The following is a 15,440-nucleotide window of genomic DNA, read 5'->3' as shown; positions in this document are numbered from 1 at the left end:
TGCTAATAGCATTTCGACTCCTTTCATAACTTGGCGGTTTAAAAAAGAGAGAAATCTATCAAGCACCATCTTTTTATTCAATATTTTTTCAAGTAATTATAATTTTCTTATCCATAACTGGCGTTATTTACTAAAATGGAAGCTTACTTTTAATGTATGTTTATTTGTGTGAGCATCATTCAGAATACATGTTTAATCGTTTATAATCTATGAATTATAAAATGAAACAACCAAACTTTTAAAGACGGAAATAATACTATGGCTTGGATCTTGTTGTTTTTTGCTGGCATATTTGAAGTAATATGGGCCTTTTTTATGAAACAGTCTGACGGATTTACTCTGCTTATCCCTTCTATCATTACACTTCTAGGAATGGTTGCTAGTGTTGTACTCTTAGCTATATCGATGAAAAGTCTTCCTTTGGGAACAGCATATACGGTTTGGACAGGTATCGGTGCTATCGGCGCGTTCATAGTGGGTCTTCTTATTTTAGGAGAACCAGCAAACACCATGCGACTAATCGCTGCTGGCTTGATTGTTATTGGTCTGTTAATGATGAAATTGGCTTCTTAATGACAAATATGGGCTTACGTTACTAAGGGATTATTATATTGTTTTAAGTAACTGTCTGCTAAGTGGTAAGAAGCAAAGTCGGTTATATGTCCTGAGTCACGAAATACAGGTATACCATTAATATCTGCTGTGCATCGACTGTTTGGACATTGCACCTTTTGGAGGTCAATAATTATTAATTGAGTGTATTTATTTTTCATATGTAAAAACAAATCATCCTGCCATTCCGATTTATTAGACTTCATATCGAAATTACATTCGTCAGGATTATATTTTCTTCGTTGTTTTATATGACTTAAAAAACAATTATAAGAATCACTTGCTACAATTGATTTGATTAAAACTGGTTTAGCTCCTGAAGCAATAATAATTTGCAACGCGTTATTTAAAGCTTTTTCAATTCGTTGTTGTGCCTTATCAATAGGCTCATTATTAATTAATTTATAAAAATAACCATCCCAGTTCTGCCCTAAGATCACAAAATCATAATGATTGGTCTTGATCATACTATAATAACGTTCAGTTTGTTCATGGCATGCTGTATAAATGCGGTTATTCCAATCATATTGTTGGATCCCTGGTAAAGAAAGACAAGCAGCGGTTGAATGAGCAAGAACGGATAAATTAGCTTTGTGAGCGAGCGTATCCATAAATCCCCATAAATGATTCGCATGAGAATCACCAAACATAAAACCCGTTTTACTCGTTGAATTTTTAGTTCCAAGAACACAATTAGCATTTATTTCAATATTTTTTTCCTGCAAGCACAATGACCTTAAAGGATTAACGTAGTGTTTTAATTGGGCATCAATCTTATTATTTTCCTCAAAACGTTGAGGAAATCCTTCATTTTTTTTAACTACATAATCACTAATGTGAAGTACTAAAACAGGTAAAAGGAATAAATACGTCAGACTATATCTGAATTTAATCTTATTAAATTTTTGTGTCGGTTTTTCAATGAATCGCCAAGAGAAAAAAGCCATAATAAAGATTAAACTAAATGCTAATAATAAAACTAACGTTGTTTCTTCAATTTTTGAATAACGAATAAATACAAATACCGGCCAATGCCAAATATATAAAGAATAAGAAAGTAATCCTATGAATACCAAAGGTTTCACAGAAAGCAATTGAGTTAGAATGGATTTAGAATTGTTTTTTCCTGCAGCAATTAGTATCCCTGTTGCGGCGCACAAAATAAAAGTATACCCATTGGGGAATCCTCGGTTAATGTTGCTGCTCATTGCCATGTAAAATAAGCATAAAAGAGCAGCTATATTTATCAATTCTAAAAAATATTTTTTAAAGGAAAAACGATTAGAGTCAAATACAATACAAGAACCGATTAAAAATTCAAAAATGCGACTTGATAAATGGTAATAATTTGTTGCAGGATTTTTTGAAGAAAAAAATAAGGTTATTGCAAAAAAAAGAATCGTAAGTAAATAGATGATCTTAGCACTATGATCTTTACTAAAGATACGATGAAGAAAATAAATTACAATAGGAAAAATCAGATAACATTGCCATTCGATGGATAATGACCAAGTATGTAATAAAGGTAATTCGGTATGGGTTGGTGAAAAATAGTCTTTTGTAATTCTTTCAAAAAAAGTATTTGAAATAAAAAGAGAAGTTTTGCGAGCACTCTTGAAATATTGAAGCAAATCTTCCGGTAAATAGAAAAATAAAGTTAGAAAAATAGTGCTGAATATCAAACAAAGAAATACTGGCTGTAAACGCCATAATCTTCGACTATAAAATTCCATAAAAGAAAAATGATTATTTTGCAAGGAATCATAAATAATACGGGTAATCAAAAATCCAGAAATAACAAAGAATACATCAACACCGATAAAACCTGAGGGAAATAATTTTAGACCACTATGAAAAAATAAAACAAACAGAATAGCAATAGCCCTTAAACCATCAATATCCGGGCGATAATTCATCTTCAATATACCCTTTATCAAATGTACATGTTATAACATAACTTTGACAATTCTAAAGCCCATTTTATAAGATTTCAAAAATAGTAACGATCAATTTCTGAAATCAATTAAATAATTCGATAAACATCCCATTGAGCTATAGGGCCAGACTGTAATTTTTGCTTGAGCAGTAGCAAATCAGCGATATGCCACCCCACTCCAGGCAATCAAGCATCATAGGTGCCATATACCTTACATCTAATGCCCAGAGCATATTCAAAGGCAGTAATGTTTTTGAATGTCCGGCCAGAATAATCAGTCACCGTGCCATTGCAAGAACAACTCAAGATACACATCAACATTTTTTGTGTATTATCTTGATCCCTGCGGCCACAAACTAAAGCAGTTGCTGTAGTTTTTTTCTATTAAGGACTAGTGATGCTCATGATAGGTTGGCTAGGTCTATAGGAGTCAACTGAAATGCAAAAATTAACGATGGATTTATATTTAAAAACATGCTCTTAATCACTATCATCGTGATAATAGGACATAGAGGTTAAAAGATGCATCGTCATCTTAGTTTTACGAAAATGTAGGGTTTTATGGTGTATAATGGTACTCTGGCTAGTCGAAAGGAGTTTTGATTAAGGGAGCGTTATGAAGTGTCAAATTCATTTTAGTAAAATAGTTCTTATTATTTTAGTTTCTGTGACTTTAATTACAACTGCGTTTTTTTTCCAAAAATACTCAATAGAAATCATTAATTGGGTTAATCAGCTTGGTTGGTTCACCCCCATTCTTTTTTTAGTTATTTATTGTTTAGCAACAATAATGTTCTTACCCACAATGGTAATCACTTTAGCTGGAGGTGCTATTTTTGGCCCGCTCTTTGGCACCGTACTCAATTTATTGGGTGCAACCTTGGGTGCAGCCTGTTCTTTTCTGATTACGCGTCATTTGATTTCTGATTGGTTTTCTCGTAAAAAAGAAGCAAAAATCAGTAAGCTAATTAATGAAGTGGATCAAAAGGGGTGGATGTTTGGTGCCTTACTGCGATTATTTCCTATCATTCCGTTTAACATCGTTAATTATGGTTTAGGTGTAACTGGAATTAGATTCCGCACATACCTCCTCACTACCTTGATATTCCTTATTCCGCCTGAAATTATTTATACTTATTTTGGCTATGCAGGTATGGATATCTTATTAACACAAGACTCTTTTTATCGAAATAGTGGTATAATTATCGCTGGAGTAGTCTTAATTATTCTTTGCTTATTTAAATTCAAATTAATAAGTATCGAGCAATTTCAATTTAAACGCTCAAAAAAATTTAGATATTATTAGGACACATAGGCAGGTTACAAATCGTTAACATGCCCTAATAAAATTCACTGATGTTACTTGTGTTAGGAATGATAATTAACGTTTAATAGTCCCCAAAATCATCCAATTCATCGCGCAAACGTTTTTCATCTAACATATTTTCCAACCGTCTGCGTGCATCTAAATCACGACAATTGGTCTCACCAATGTTAGAACCATCATGTATTTCGTCCTCTACATTGTCAAAATCATCAATTTCAACATCAGTACCTTCCTCATCCTCTTCAAACAAATCACTCATATATCGTTCTCTCAATGATTTATTAACTTAAAAACCACAATCAAATAATACCAAAACGGCTATATACCTTATTTCTTTTTTCTTGCCTAGTGCTTCATTCATTTTAATTATTCGTATTTGTAATTTTAAATAAAAATATTTGTTCCATTACAACTCAACCCATCCAAAAGAGTTACAAAAATTTTTCTACACTGTTACTACTTGCACTTTAAGAATAAAAAAATGATAATAAACAATACTAATTGACATGTATGAATATGGTGGATCAAGTAAAAAAAGCATTAAGAGATACCATGAAACAAATACGTTCCAAAATATCTCTTTCATATCGTTTAACAGCATCTAATCAAATTTGTACTCGAATACGTTCATTAGAACAGTATCGTCATGCCAAGCGTATTGCCCTTTACTTTGCCATTAACGGAGAAATTGATTTAACAAGTATCTGGAATAGTGCCCCATTACATGGGAAATTCTGTTATTTTCCTGCAATAAATGAGGAACATTTAACTCTGTCTTTTCTACCAGCGACGCCGGCAACTTCTTTTAAAAAAAATCGCTATGGCATTCCGGAACCGGATGTGAGTCATGATTTAGCCCTACCTGCTGAAGAATTGGATTTGATTTTAATGCCTTTAGTAGCTTTTGATGTACGTTGTACTCGTTTGGGCATGGGCGCAGGCTACTATGACAGGACATTTAAAGATAAGACCAATTGTACTCTGTTAGGTGTAGGTTATCAGTTTCAACGTGTGGATTATATTCAACCGTACCCTTGGGATATTCCCCTTACTGCCGTGATTACCCAACGAGCAATTTATTGGCACAATCCTTAAGAGCTCTAAGTTAAAGCATCTGCGTCAATTTCACCAGTCCGTATTCGCACTACATGTTGTAAATCATAAACAAAAATCTTACCGTCACCAATTTTTCCGGTATATGCTGATTTACAAAGAGCTTCTATTGCCAACTCCACCATATCATCCGGCAAAGCGAGTTCTATCTTAATTTTTGGAAGAAAATCAACCACATATTCAGCACCTCGATATAATTCAGTATGACCTTTTTGTCGTCCAAAACCACGTGTTTCAGAAATAGTGATCCCAGGTACATTAATATCCATTAATGCTTCATGAACATCATCCAACTTAAAAGGTTTAATAATTGCTGTAATCATTTTCATAATGTATTCCGCTGTGATTAGACTTTTGTTAGACTCTTTGCAAAAATAAAAATGGAGTGATCATGTTCGACCCCAAGCAATTTGATGATTTGGCAAAAAAGCTTTTTACTGCACTTCCGTCCAGTTTACAAAATATTGAAAAAGACATCCAACAAAAATTTAAAGAAGTATTGCAATCTTCATTTACTCATATGGATCTTGTGACACGCGAAGAATTTGATGTACAAAGCAAAGTATTAGCACGCACCCGTGAAAAATTGGAATCCCTTCAGAAACAAGTGGATGAATTGATGTGTGAGCAAGATAAAAAGAAAAAATAATCAGAACGATAAGTTAGCTCATAAGGCCAAACTACAAAGCAGTGTAATGAGTCGATATTAGGAAATTTTATCGCCAAGTAGAGTCCAATTTAATTATAAGGAATAAGCCCCTAATGAATTTAGCGTTTACAAAAACACGCAGTACCATTGGCATATTAGCGCAACCCGTATCAGTAGAAGTCCATTTATCAAACGGTTTACCAAGCTTTACCATTGTAGGTCTTGCTGAAACTGCAGTAAAAGAAAGTAAAGACCGCGTGCGCTCTGCCATTATCAACAGTCAATTTGAATTTCCTTGTCGTAAAATTACTGTGAATTTAGGACCGGCCGATTTACCCAAAACAGGTAGTGGTTTTGACTTACCCATTGCTTTAGGAATTCTTGCTGCTTCTCATCAACTTCCCCAACAAAACCTTAATGAACATGAATTCATTGGTGAATTGGCTTTAAGCGGTGAACTTAGAGGCGTTTCTGCTATTATTCCTGCTGTTTTAGCAGTCCATAAAGACAAAAACATACTCATTATTGCCGCTGCCAATGCAGCAGAAGCATCATTAACTGGGCATCAAGGAGTTTATACTGCTAACAATTTGCGTGAAATTTGCAGTTATATTAGTCAAGGTACTCCTTTACAGTCTCTACCACCCCAACCATATCAGGATACAAAGCAATATGAGCTGGATTGGTCCGATATTAAAGGGCAATTTCATGCCAAAAAAGCTATGGAAATTGCGGCATGTGGTGGGCACAGCATTTTACTCAGCGGAGTCCCAGGTAGTGGAAAAACTATGCTAGCCAAACGTTTTAACACATTATTACCACAATTATCAGAAACTCAAGCGCTTGAATGCGCAGCCATCAATTCCATTCGTGGCAAATTACCTGATTTCAAAGAATGGCGCTCACCACCCTTTCGTGCTCCCCATCATACCGCTTCACCAATCTCTTTGGTTGGTGGTGGCAACCCCCCCAAACCTGGAGAAATTTCTTTAGCACATCATGGGGTATTGTTTTTGGATGAATTGCCTGAATTTAACAGACAGGTTCTTGAAACATTAAGACAACCACTAGAATCAGGGACTATATGCATTTCCAGAGCAGCGGCACAAACCGAATTTCCAGCTCAATTCCAATTACTGGCAGCGATGAATCCCTGTCCTTGCGGTCAATGGGGTAATCCCCAGGCAAACTGTGTATGCAGTCCTGATCGAATTAATCGCTATCTTAGCAAACTCTCCGCTCCCTTATTAGATCGTATTGATATGCATGTTCGTGTTCAAGCATTAAGCCAGGAAGAATTATTAAAACCGAACACAAAATCAAAGAAACAAAGTGAGATAATCCGAGAAAAAGTAATTCAAGGACGTGCGATACAATTAGCAAGGCAAAATTGTATTAATACAAATTTAAGTGCCAAAGCTTGTGAAGAGGTTTGTGCTTTAGGTACCAAAGAGCATCATCTTTTAAGCCAGGCGGTGACTCAATTAAAGTTATCAGCTCGAGGTTATCATCGTTTGCTTAAAGTAGCTCGGACTATTGCAGATATGGATGCCAGCATTCCAGTTACTTTAAAGCACCTGCAGCAAGCCTTGTCATTTAAACATAATTTACAGACGCCTCGATAATTTTACCTGCATCCTAAGGTAGATTTACAGATCCTGGACTAACGCATCAAAAATTGCCATTCGTGCAAAAACGCCATTACTAACTTGTTGTAAAATAAAAGAATGAGGGCCATCAGCAACCTCATCATCAATCTCTATCCCTCGATTCATGGGTCCAGGATGCATTACCATCACATCAGGTTGAGCATAAGCTAAGCTCTTCTGTGTTAAAGCAAAATCATTGCGATAAGAGTCCAAATCCAGATGCTCTGAGGTCAATAAACGCTCACGTTGTACCCTTAAGCAGATGATCACATCCGCATTCGCTAAACCATCACGCAAATCCTTACTTACTCGACCATAATGTATGGTTTGTGGTTGCCAAAGCTCTGGGGCAATTAAAACCAATTCCCTTACACCCAATTTGCTGCACATGCATTGAAATGAATTTGCAACTCGTGAATGACGAATATCGCCCACAATAACTATTTTTAACCGCTCCAAATATGGTTTTTGCTCAAGAATCGTCATGAGGTCGAGCAATGCCTGGCTCGGATGCGCATGCGTACCATCACCTGCATTGATTAAATGCACCGCGTCTCCTAATTTATCAGCCAGATTTTGTGGTAATCCATTATACTGATGACGAAGCACAAAATACTTAATCCCCATTGCAGCCAAGGTCTTAATCGTATCTTCAATTACTTCACCCTTTGTCTCTGAAGAGTTAGGTAAGTCTAAATTTATCACCGGCATAGACAAATGATTAGCAGCCAACTCAAAACTTACTCGGGTTCGTGTACTGTTTTCATAAAATAAATGAGCAACAGTGTGCTGAGGGTAAATTGGGTAATTAGTTTGTTGTTTAAAAGAAAAAGCTCGCTCTAGTAACGATTCAATCTGTTGGCGCGATAATCGACTAATTTCTAAAAAATGATTCATACAATCTCGTTTAATCTAATTTAGGATGTTGCAACCACTGCTCAAGTATAACACAGGCGGCTATGCTATCTACTTCCGTTTCTTTAATTTTTTTATAACCTCCTTGAGCAAAAAGCTGTCCCCTAGCCTCTACTGTAGAAAGTCGCTCGTCCGTTAAATGAACAGACAAAGCAAAGCGTTTTCTTAATTCTTTGGCAAAACGGCGTGCAGCAGAAGTTGTGTATAATTCACTACCATCAATACGCGTAGGAATACCTACGATTAACGCTTGAGGAGCCCATTGAGCGATTACTTTGCCAATAACATTCCAATCAGGAACACCGGTTTGCGCAGCAATGGTTGCTAAAGGAGAAGCACTGCAAGTTAGCCGTTGGCCTACAGCAACCCCAATGCGCTTGTAACCAAAATCAAAACTTAGATAAACTCCGTCAGGCATGACCGATATTTTCGCTTAATTGATTCATTTTGATACCTAAAGTAGTGCCCGCATAATCCCAACGTTCTTCAAAGGGAACTTCATAAAGAATTTCGGAGCGATAAGGACAAACTAACCATGTATTATCCCTAATTTCTTTTTCCAATTGACTACTTACCCAGCCACTAAAACCCAAAGCAACCAATACATCTTTTGGCCCTTTGTTTGCAGCCATAGCACGAATAATATCATTTGAAGTAGTTACCGTCACGTCATCTTGCAAAAACAAACTAGACTGCCACTTGCCTAACTGCTTATGAACTACAAATCCTCTTTCTGGCTGCACAGGCCCCCCAAACATTAACGGAAAATGGTTCTGCTCAGGACGAATCGGCTCAATCCCTAATTGCTCAAATACCAATGATAAAGAAAATTGCATTGGAAGATTAATAATTAAACCAACAGAACCCTCTTTACGATGTTCACAAAGATAAATCACCGTTTTTTCAAAATTAGGATCGTGTAATGAAGGCATCGCGATCAACAAATGATTTGCTAAGGAATTTATTGTGGTCATGTTGCCTCCTGAAAGGATAGTTTCAAGTTAAGTATACATTATAAACACAATGTGCACTTGTAAATTACCATCTATTGGATTTTGTACTGCTATTTACAGAACTTTGACCACTTCTAATAGAAACTTTTGACATACATTGCTAACCGTTGAACAAAGATCTTACTTAAGTAATATATTACTAGGTTGATTAGCAAGTTATTGATCATAAAAATAATTTAGCCTAAAAACATTATGAAAGTCATGTCCTACGTTTAAAATAAACTTACCCTAATAGTAAATATAAGGAATCAATAGTTTTGTTCCTATAAAAGTTTGGGTATACTTTAAAAAATTTTTTCACCGAGACCATTATGGGTAGCATATTTAATATGTTTGGTCCTTCACCGATAAGGCCGATAGAACAGCACATGCACAAAGTGCACCAATGTGTCAGGCAGCTCTACCCGTTTTTTGAAGCAGTATTAAAAAAAGATTGGCAAACTGCCAGTAATATTAAAGACAGGATAATTTCTCTGGAAAAAGAAGCCGATCTGATCAAACGCGATCTGCGTCTTCATTTACCGACCGGACTTTTCTTGCCCGTATCACGGACTGACTTACTTGAGTTGCTTAGTGCCCAAGATCGTATTGCAAATAAAGCAGAAGACATTACCAGTTTAATTATTAGCAGAAAAATGATAATTCCTGAGATACTCACGCCTCTCTTTATGCCTTTTTTGCATAATTGCCTTGATGCCTCCAGGCAAGCATGTAATGCAATTAATGAATTAGATGAATTGTTGGAAACCGGATTCAGAGGTTCTGAGGTTAAGATTGTTGAAGAAATGATCTTGACGCTTTATGAAATTGAACATAAAAGTGACGAATTACTGGCAGAATTGAGATGTCGTATTTTCGAAATCGAAAAAGATTTATCTGCAATAGATATAGTCTTTCTTTATAAGTTGGTCCAGTGGATCGATGATTTGGCCGATTATGCCCAAACGGTGGGTAGTCGACTACAAATTCTAATTGCTCGGTAGTAAAACACTTATGGATTATTCAATTGCTTATCTCTCTATTGCTGTCATTCTTTGTTTTTTAATGACTTGGGGAGTTGGTGCTAATGATTTGGCCAACGTCATGAGTACTACCATGGGTTCAAAAGCAGTAACCGTCAGGCAAGCGATGCTTATTGCGATTGTTTTTGAATTCGCTGGTGCATTTTTAGGAGGAAATGGTGTTACTGAAACCATGCGGGATGGGATCATTAACACCAGCCAATTATCTGGACAACCTTTAATTTTAGTAGAGGGTATGTTAGGAGTTCTTTTAGCCTGCACAATATGGATGAACCTTGCCAGTTATATTGGTGTCCCAGTATCCATTACCAATGCCTTAGTAGGCTCAATGGTTGGTTTTGGAGCAACTGTACTCGGTCCTGATGCCATTCATTGGAACCAGGTTAGCCGTATTGCCATTAGCTGGATTACCTCGCCAATGATTTCAGGGATTACTGCTTATGCATTATTTATCAGTATCCAACAAACCATTTTCGTAAAAAGTAATCCTTTAGCCAAAGCCAAACTGTACATACCTATTTATCTCTTTTTAATTGGCTCCATTTTGTCGTTCATTACTGTATTCAAAGGATTAAATCATTTTGATATTCACCTCAATTTCAAACAAAATTTGGCTGTAACCTTAGCAACTAGCATTATGATTACAGTGCTCGGAATGATATTTATCAGAACTATTCCAGAGCCTATACGAATGAGACGACGAGCTCGTTTCATTCAGGTGGAAAAGTATTTTGCAGTGCTCATGGCAATGACTGCTTGTGCAATGACTTTTGCTCATGGTTCCAATGACGTTGCTTTGGCTGTTGGGCCGTTAACTATTATTCATAGTTTGGTAATGCATTCTCATCAAGTCTTTAATGCCAATAACTACCCGTCATGGATTATTTTATTGGGTTGTGTTGGCGTAGTAACCGGTTTATTAATGTATGGAAGAAAGGTAATTGAAACCGTAGGAAGTGCAATTACTGCGCTAACACCTAGCCGTGCTTTTGCAGCAACTCTTTCTGCTGCAACAACTGTTGTAGTAGCAACCAGTACAGGTATTCCCGTCTCAGCGACACAAACATTAGTAGGGGCCGTGCTTGGAGTTGGTTTGGCACGAGGTATTGGTGCATTAAATCTTATTGTGATCCGCAATATTTTCATGTCTTGGATACTGACCTTACCTGCAGCATCTATTTTGACAATACTATCGTATAAAGCGTTGCATTGGCTTTTAGGATAAATTATTAGAAATCCTTCCAGATTTCATCATTTTTATCTTTATAATCTTTATCATCACGTATCTTCGCAAGATGCGCATGTTTAATAATTTCTTTTATTTGTGATTCTGATTTACCATGTGTCGCGTCAAATTCAAATAAAAATTTATCATAAGGACTTACATAGGCTTTATCTATATCATTTGTATTCATAATTAATCCAAAAAATGCACATTCTTAAAACAGGTATTTTATAACTTTTTCATCTAAGTTACCATTGGCTCTTTATTAAAAAACAGGGTTAGGATATGAGTTTAAAAAAAGCAGAATTACATGTTCATTTAGAAGGTACAATTACCCCCGAGTTGGGCAAAAAACTAGCAAAACGAAATAAATTAACTTTTCCTCAGGGGTTGGTTGCTCCTGATGGAACAAGTTATTTGTCTAAAGATTTTTTAGATTTTCTAAAAGCCTTTGACACACTTGCTGAATTAATAAAAACCCCACAGGATTATTATGATATTACTTTTGATTACTTACGAGCACGTGCACTAGAACAAACTATTTATGTAGAAATGATGTATTCTCCTGATCATGCAGAGCGCTCTAGTGGTATTCCTTCAGTAGAACATCTAGCTGCTATCCAACAAGCCATTAATGATGCCAAAGAACAATTTGATATTGTAGGACGAATTATTATTACTGCAGTTCGTCATTTTGGCGCTAAAGCTGCAGAACAAATTGCGCAGCAAAGTCATAAAGACCTTTTTCCTTGTATCACTGGTTTTGGGTTAGGTGGTGATGAAGCAAATTTCCCACCAAAACTCTTCACTAAAGCGTATGCTATTGCCGCTGATAACGGTTTAAAATGTACTGTACATGCCGGTGAATTTGCTCCAGCAAACGGGATGGTCGAAGCAATGGAAAATCTGCCTATTCATCGTATTGGGCATGGTGTTAATTCGATTTACTCTCGAGAAACCATGGCAATGATAAAAGACAAAGATATTACGTTAGAACTTTGCCCTACAAGCAATATCTTTTTGGGTTTATTTACAAATATGGAGAACCATCCTTTCCCTAAATTTTATTCAGCCGGTATCAAAATCAGTATTAACTCAGATGATCCTCCATTCATGGGTACTACTTTAGGTCTTGAATATGAACGTGTTCAGAAATCATATAATTATAGCGATGAAACAATGAATACAATTACCCAAATGGCAATCAAATCTGCTTTTGTTGATGAGCAAACACGAAAAGAATTACTAGCTAAGATTTAATGACAATTTATTTAACGATTTTGTGTGGCTAATAGAACAAAACTAGAGCCATACCGAAAAAATAATTGTTTATTATGTAAGTACCCTTACCATTATTTATCTTTTGCTTTTTGACAATGTTATTTACTTGGAAATGATCATGTTTACTCGACGTATAATAAAAAAAATATCAGCCTTAATCACGCAACAAGAAGAAGCTCTTAAAAACTACAGCCCTCTTACTCCTACATATAACATTAAAGCATATCTTACTCTTTCTGAAATAAAATTATTATTAACGCTCCCCCACGAAAGAATGAACAAATTTTTTACTCAATTTTTTGATTTTCGGTGGCAACGAATCCAAGACACAAACTGTCAGTATCTCCATGATTTTCAAAATCCTGCTAATGTAGTTTGTATGGCGTTGGCTCGTGAAATAAGCCATCACTCGAACCAAAATTATTTGTGTTTATTGATGCCTACACTTAACCAAGTCAGCCCTGATGAATATCTTACCTCATCTTATATTAACAAATTAGATCTTAAAGAACTTATTTTAAGTGATAACAATCAACGTATAATTAATTTGATCGATGTACTGAATGGCGCACAAGAAGATGGGGTTTTAAAATACAATTCATTATTTAGAGGACAAATTAAAGCGCTTAGTTTTTATGAAATCAATCGAATAATTTCACGTCATCCCGCAATCAAAAGTATGGTTGAAAATCTCAATGCTCGCGTACTTTATAAAAATGAGAATGGTGATCACTACTCAAGAAATACGACTCAATCAGGTTGGCTTGCAGGTGGAGGTCTTGAATAAGGCTTTGCAAATGATTGGTCGAAACGCGCAGAATATTATTATACAGATTACAATGGAATGAATATGGTTATACCAAACATCTATGGTTTATATGATCCAAATGGTGGTGCATACTTTAACTTGAATGCCAATAACGTAAAACTTGCTGTTAACTATTTGTTTTAGTGCATCTATCATACAACTAAAAAGAAAATGAAAAAAACACTCAGCAAGCACAGCATACATTCAGTATCTGAGCATTGATGTAGCGCTTTTTCATTGCAAATCGGTCAAAGAGGGTTCTCCCGACATTCAGGATGAACCGTTACTTAGTGCAACTCAGTCATTAATTGTTCTATATAACGTCTACAGGTTAACGGATTATTCAAATAACTAATGACACGCCGTGTGCCTCCAGTCCCCGTAATACTGAGCATACCATAATGCATCATACCACCTATAATTGACTGTCGGATGTCTATTGCTTCGATCTTACTTAATGGAATATCAATAGTTTGCCTTATAATGACACCCGTGCGTAAAATTACCTGATTTTTCTTAATCGTCAGCGACGAGAAATAATAATTAACCCAAGTCATAAAGACCCAAGCAAGCGCAAAAACTCCTAGCGCAAAGCCCATTTCACGTAATTGAGGAAAATAAAAAATTAGCGCTAAGACTACACACAAAAATAAAACGGGCACCAAAAATATAATCCAGTGTAATCGGGTAAAATAAACACTATTTTTGTCATCTAAATTTTCAATCATTGATCACCTATGATTTCTTACCTGCTTAAAAGATAAGATCTGTTGAGCTTCCTACTATCAAAGCGAACTGTTAAACAGACTCTAAACCAAAAAAATATAATATTGCATTTCGCATTAATTTGCTATTCTATATGGGTTTCTCCTTAAATAAAGAAAAAATTAAAATGCGCCCCATTAATCGTTGCTTTAACAAACAACTTGCTGAACTTTGCCAACGCTCGGTGCAATTGGAGGAACTTTCAAAAAAACTCGAGCAGTTACTTCCTGCAGAATTGGCTGGGACATGCAACGTTGGGAGTTTTAATAAAGGGTGTTTAATTCTAACTACCACAGAAGCTGCCTGGGCATCTCAGTTACGTTATGCTATCCCAGAGTTACGCGACAAACTTCGTAAAGAAGCAGGTATGTATCAACTGTCATCGATTAAAATTGCTGTTGTAGAATCAGTAATAACCTACAAGCCAATAATGCAACAAAAAAAACACCATCTTTCTGATAAAGCTAAAGAAACCATTATCAATGAAAGTCAGCAGTGTAAATATGAACCCTTACAAAAAGCATGGCTTCATTTGGCTAAAGTCTCGACTTGACACCATTGTGCGAACGCTTACAAAAAGCCGATTTCTTTTCATCCCGTTATAAAAATTCTTTAAAACGTCGCACCACCCATTCCTCACCCAAATAACTAAAACAATCATGCAAATAATCCTGCAGTTCATCCTCCTCCATAATATGTTCAAAACCAATCGGCTCCACATTATGGTGAAAATAAGCTCCAAAATACTGTATTGAAAAATTCATGTAATCTTGGGTATGTAAAATAAAGGCGTGCCACAGTTTATCAAGAATAAGTAAGGGGCCAAAAAGATAAGTTTTTTTTCCGTGCTTTATTCTTTGCTTATTCAACCACATCCAGCCTAATAAATCATCAAATAATACTTGAGCTTCCTGCAGAGAAAATTCAGGATGATAGTGGCGAAAATAATTCACTACGTCCGTATTGCGGTAATGCAATAATTCAGATAATTCTAACATTAACTACAACAGGTTTTTTGTGTACCAGATTTTCCAGTTACGTAAAGTACAATACGGCAAATCATTTCTTCTTTAGTCATAAAGCTCTCTGAAATTATTGTCTTACCCTATTTAAATGAGCATTAAG

Annotated in this window: 19 protein-coding genes; 10 read left to right on the top strand and 9 right to left on the bottom strand. The window is 35.8% G+C overall.

The annotated features are described in order from the left end of the window. The first annotated feature begins 258 nt into the window (after nucleotides 1–258). Nucleotides 259–573, top strand: coding sequence for a DMT family transporter (locus WA877_RS11150; RefSeq protein WP_425170989.1), 315 nt, complete (start codon nucleotides 259–261; stop codon nucleotides 571–573). A gap of 14 nt (nucleotides 574–587) precedes the next feature. Here WA877_RS11150 and WA877_RS11145 read toward each other — a convergent pair whose 3' ends face one another. Further along, on the bottom strand, nucleotides 588–2,528 hold the full coding sequence (locus tag WA877_RS11145) for an acyltransferase family protein (protein WP_425170988.1): 1,941 nt from the start codon (nucleotides 2,526–2,528) through the stop codon (nucleotides 588–590). 636 nt (nucleotides 2,529–3,164) lie between these two features. Between WA877_RS11145 and WA877_RS11140 the strand changes: the two genes are divergently transcribed. Continuing rightward, nucleotides 3,165–3,854 (top strand): TVP38/TMEM64 family protein, encoded by a 690-nt coding sequence (locus tag WA877_RS11140; RefSeq protein WP_425170987.1) that lies wholly within the window; start codon nucleotides 3,165–3,167, stop codon nucleotides 3,852–3,854. 82 nt (nucleotides 3,855–3,936) lie between these two features. On the opposite strand, the gene WA877_RS11135 is transcribed toward WA877_RS11140, so the two are convergent. Then, the gene (locus WA877_RS11135) at nucleotides 3,937–4,134 is read right to left on the bottom strand and encodes a PA3496 family putative envelope integrity protein (RefSeq protein ID WP_425170986.1); all 198 of its coding nucleotides are present in this window, start codon (nucleotides 4,132–4,134) and stop codon (nucleotides 3,937–3,939) included. A 257-nt stretch (nucleotides 4,135–4,391) separates the two neighbouring features. Here WA877_RS11135 and WA877_RS11130 point away from each other — a divergent pair, with 257 nt between their 5' ends. Further along, on the top strand, nucleotides 4,392–4,970 hold the full coding sequence (locus WA877_RS11130) for a 5-formyltetrahydrofolate cyclo-ligase (protein WP_425170990.1): 579 nt from the start codon (nucleotides 4,392–4,394) through the stop codon (nucleotides 4,968–4,970). Nucleotides 4,971–4,975: 5 nt separating this feature from the next. On the opposite strand, the gene WA877_RS11125 is transcribed toward WA877_RS11130, so the two are convergent. Next, nucleotides 4,976–5,317 carry a P-II family nitrogen regulator gene (locus WA877_RS11125; protein ID WP_425170985.1) on the bottom strand — a complete coding sequence of 114 codons (342 nt, stop codon included), beginning with the start codon at nucleotides 5,315–5,317 and terminating at the stop codon, nucleotides 4,976–4,978. A 62-nt stretch (nucleotides 5,318–5,379) separates the two neighbouring features. Between WA877_RS11125 and ubiK the strand changes: the two genes are divergently transcribed. Together ubiK and WA877_RS11115 are read left to right on the top strand one after the other, a co-directional pair. Continuing rightward, nucleotides 5,380–5,637: a ubiquinone biosynthesis accessory factor UbiK gene (gene ubiK / locus WA877_RS11120; RefSeq protein WP_425170984.1), complete on the top strand. Its 258-nt coding sequence runs from the start codon at nucleotides 5,380–5,382 to the stop codon at nucleotides 5,635–5,637. A gap of 113 nt (nucleotides 5,638–5,750) precedes the next feature. After that, nucleotides 5,751–7,262: a YifB family Mg chelatase-like AAA ATPase gene (locus tag WA877_RS11115; RefSeq protein ID WP_425170983.1), complete on the top strand. Its 1,512-nt coding sequence runs from the start codon at nucleotides 5,751–5,753 to the stop codon at nucleotides 7,260–7,262. A 24-nt stretch (nucleotides 7,263–7,286) separates the two neighbouring features. Here the strand turns inward: WA877_RS11115 and WA877_RS11110 are convergent, their stop codons facing one another. From WA877_RS11110 to WA877_RS11100, 3 genes are read right to left on the bottom strand one after another with little or no spacing between them, the layout of a single operon-like run. Beyond that, nucleotides 7,287–8,183 (bottom strand): aspartate carbamoyltransferase catalytic subunit, encoded by an 897-nt coding sequence (locus WA877_RS11110; RefSeq protein ID WP_425170982.1) that lies wholly within the window; start codon nucleotides 8,181–8,183, stop codon nucleotides 7,287–7,289. A gap of 10 nt (nucleotides 8,184–8,193) precedes the next feature. Next, entirely contained in the window at nucleotides 8,194–8,619 is a 426-nt protein-coding gene (gene ruvX, locus WA877_RS11105) for a Holliday junction resolvase RuvX (protein ID WP_425170981.1), read from the bottom strand. Then, entirely contained in the window at nucleotides 8,612–9,175 is a 564-nt protein-coding gene (locus WA877_RS11100; RefSeq protein ID WP_425170980.1) for a YqgE/AlgH family protein, read from the bottom strand. Before WA877_RS11100 ends, ruvX begins: the two co-directional genes overlap by 8 nt. A 350-nt stretch (nucleotides 9,176–9,525) precedes the next feature. On the opposite strand from WA877_RS11100, the gene WA877_RS11095 reads away from it, so the two are divergent. Both WA877_RS11095 and WA877_RS11090 read left to right on the top strand, forming a co-directional pair. Next, nucleotides 9,526–10,197 carry a TIGR00153 family protein gene (locus WA877_RS11095; protein ID WP_425170979.1) on the top strand — a complete coding sequence of 224 codons (672 nt, stop codon included), beginning with the start codon at nucleotides 9,526–9,528 and terminating at the stop codon, nucleotides 10,195–10,197. 10 nt (nucleotides 10,198–10,207) lie between these two features. After that, nucleotides 10,208–11,461, top strand: coding sequence for an inorganic phosphate transporter (locus WA877_RS11090; RefSeq protein ID WP_425170978.1), 1,254 nt, complete (start codon nucleotides 10,208–10,210; stop codon nucleotides 11,459–11,461). Nucleotides 11,462–11,465: 4 nt separating this feature from the next. Here WA877_RS11090 and WA877_RS11085 read toward each other — a convergent pair whose 3' ends face one another. Further along, entirely contained in the window at nucleotides 11,466–11,651 is a 186-nt protein-coding gene (locus tag WA877_RS11085; RefSeq protein ID WP_425170977.1) for a CBU_0585 family protein, read from the bottom strand. Nucleotides 11,652–11,746: 95 nt separating this feature from the next. Between WA877_RS11085 and WA877_RS11080 the strand changes: the two genes are divergently transcribed. Then, nucleotides 11,747–12,721: an adenosine deaminase gene (locus tag WA877_RS11080; protein WP_425170976.1), complete on the top strand. Its 975-nt coding sequence runs from the start codon at nucleotides 11,747–11,749 to the stop codon at nucleotides 12,719–12,721. Nucleotides 12,722–12,860: 139 nt separating this feature from the next. Next, entirely contained in the window at nucleotides 12,861–13,529 is a 669-nt protein-coding gene (locus tag WA877_RS11075; protein WP_425170975.1) for a hypothetical protein, read from the top strand. 308 nt (nucleotides 13,530–13,837) lie between these two features. Here the strand turns inward: WA877_RS11075 and WA877_RS11070 are convergent, their stop codons facing one another. Beyond that, on the bottom strand, nucleotides 13,838–14,278 hold the full coding sequence (locus WA877_RS11070) for a PH domain-containing protein (RefSeq protein ID WP_425170974.1): 441 nt from the start codon (nucleotides 14,276–14,278) through the stop codon (nucleotides 13,838–13,840). A gap of 164 nt (nucleotides 14,279–14,442) precedes the next feature. On the opposite strand from WA877_RS11070, the gene WA877_RS11065 reads away from it, so the two are divergent. Then, nucleotides 14,443–14,868: a DciA family protein gene (locus WA877_RS11065; RefSeq protein ID WP_425170973.1), complete on the top strand. Its 426-nt coding sequence runs from the start codon at nucleotides 14,443–14,445 to the stop codon at nucleotides 14,866–14,868. Nucleotides 14,869–14,914: 46 nt separating this feature from the next. Here the strand turns inward: WA877_RS11065 and WA877_RS11060 are convergent, their stop codons facing one another. After that, complete coding sequence (locus WA877_RS11060) at nucleotides 14,915–15,313, bottom strand: hypothetical protein (RefSeq protein WP_425170972.1); 399 nt, start codon at nucleotides 15,311–15,313, stop codon at nucleotides 14,915–14,917. Nucleotides 15,314–15,440 lie beyond the last annotated feature (127 nt).

Origin of the sequence: Legionella sp. (assembly GCF_049790535.1) — a bacterium.
In the GTDB taxonomy this organism is placed as follows: Bacteria; Pseudomonadota; Gammaproteobacteria; order Legionellales; family Legionellaceae; genus Legionella.
Note: the sequence above shows the minus strand (reverse complement) of the source record. Positions and strands in the feature narration are given on the sequence as shown.

What these genes read in the sequence shown, in the direction of transcription:
- WA877_RS11150 (WP_425170989.1), top strand. Translation starts at nt 259, where the DNA reads ATGGCTTGGATCTTGTTGTTTTTTGCTGGCATATTTGAAGTAATATGG.
- WA877_RS11145 (WP_425170988.1), bottom strand. Translation starts at nt 2,528, where the DNA reads ATGAATTATCGCCCGGATATTGATGGTTTAAGGGCTATTGCTATTCTG.
- WA877_RS11140 (WP_425170987.1), top strand. Translation starts at nt 3,165, where the DNA reads ATGAAGTGTCAAATTCATTTTAGTAAAATAGTTCTTATTATTTTAGTT.
- WA877_RS11135 (WP_425170986.1), bottom strand. Translation starts at nt 4,134, where the DNA reads ATGAGTGATTTGTTTGAAGAGGATGAGGAAGGTACTGATGTTGAAATT.
- WA877_RS11130 (WP_425170990.1), top strand. Translation starts at nt 4,392, where the DNA reads ATGGTGGATCAAGTAAAAAAAGCATTAAGAGATACCATGAAACAAATA.
- WA877_RS11125 (WP_425170985.1), bottom strand. Translation starts at nt 5,317, where the DNA reads ATGAAAATGATTACAGCAATTATTAAACCTTTTAAGTTGGATGATGTT.
- ubiK (WP_425170984.1), top strand. Translation starts at nt 5,380, where the DNA reads ATGTTCGACCCCAAGCAATTTGATGATTTGGCAAAAAAGCTTTTTACT.
- WA877_RS11115 (WP_425170983.1), top strand. Translation starts at nt 5,751, where the DNA reads ATGAATTTAGCGTTTACAAAAACACGCAGTACCATTGGCATATTAGCG.
- WA877_RS11110 (WP_425170982.1), bottom strand. Translation starts at nt 8,183, where the DNA reads ATGAATCATTTTTTAGAAATTAGTCGATTATCGCGCCAACAGATTGAA.
- ruvX (WP_425170981.1), bottom strand. Translation starts at nt 8,619, where the DNA reads ATGCCTGACGGAGTTTATCTAAGTTTTGATTTTGGTTACAAGCGCATT.
- WA877_RS11100 (WP_425170980.1), bottom strand. Translation starts at nt 9,175, where the DNA reads ATGACCACAATAAATTCCTTAGCAAATCATTTGTTGATCGCGATGCCT.
- WA877_RS11095 (WP_425170979.1), top strand. Translation starts at nt 9,526, where the DNA reads ATGGGTAGCATATTTAATATGTTTGGTCCTTCACCGATAAGGCCGATA.
- WA877_RS11090 (WP_425170978.1), top strand. Translation starts at nt 10,208, where the DNA reads ATGGATTATTCAATTGCTTATCTCTCTATTGCTGTCATTCTTTGTTTT.
- WA877_RS11085 (WP_425170977.1), bottom strand. Translation starts at nt 11,651, where the DNA reads ATGAATACAAATGATATAGATAAAGCCTATGTAAGTCCTTATGATAAA.
- WA877_RS11080 (WP_425170976.1), top strand. Translation starts at nt 11,747, where the DNA reads ATGAGTTTAAAAAAAGCAGAATTACATGTTCATTTAGAAGGTACAATT.
- WA877_RS11075 (WP_425170975.1), top strand. Translation starts at nt 12,861, where the DNA reads ATGTTTACTCGACGTATAATAAAAAAAATATCAGCCTTAATCACGCAA.
- WA877_RS11070 (WP_425170974.1), bottom strand. Translation starts at nt 14,278, where the DNA reads ATGATTGAAAATTTAGATGACAAAAATAGTGTTTATTTTACCCGATTA.
- WA877_RS11065 (WP_425170973.1), top strand. Translation starts at nt 14,443, where the DNA reads ATGCGCCCCATTAATCGTTGCTTTAACAAACAACTTGCTGAACTTTGC.
- WA877_RS11060 (WP_425170972.1), bottom strand. Translation starts at nt 15,313, where the DNA reads ATGTTAGAATTATCTGAATTATTGCATTACCGCAATACGGACGTAGTG.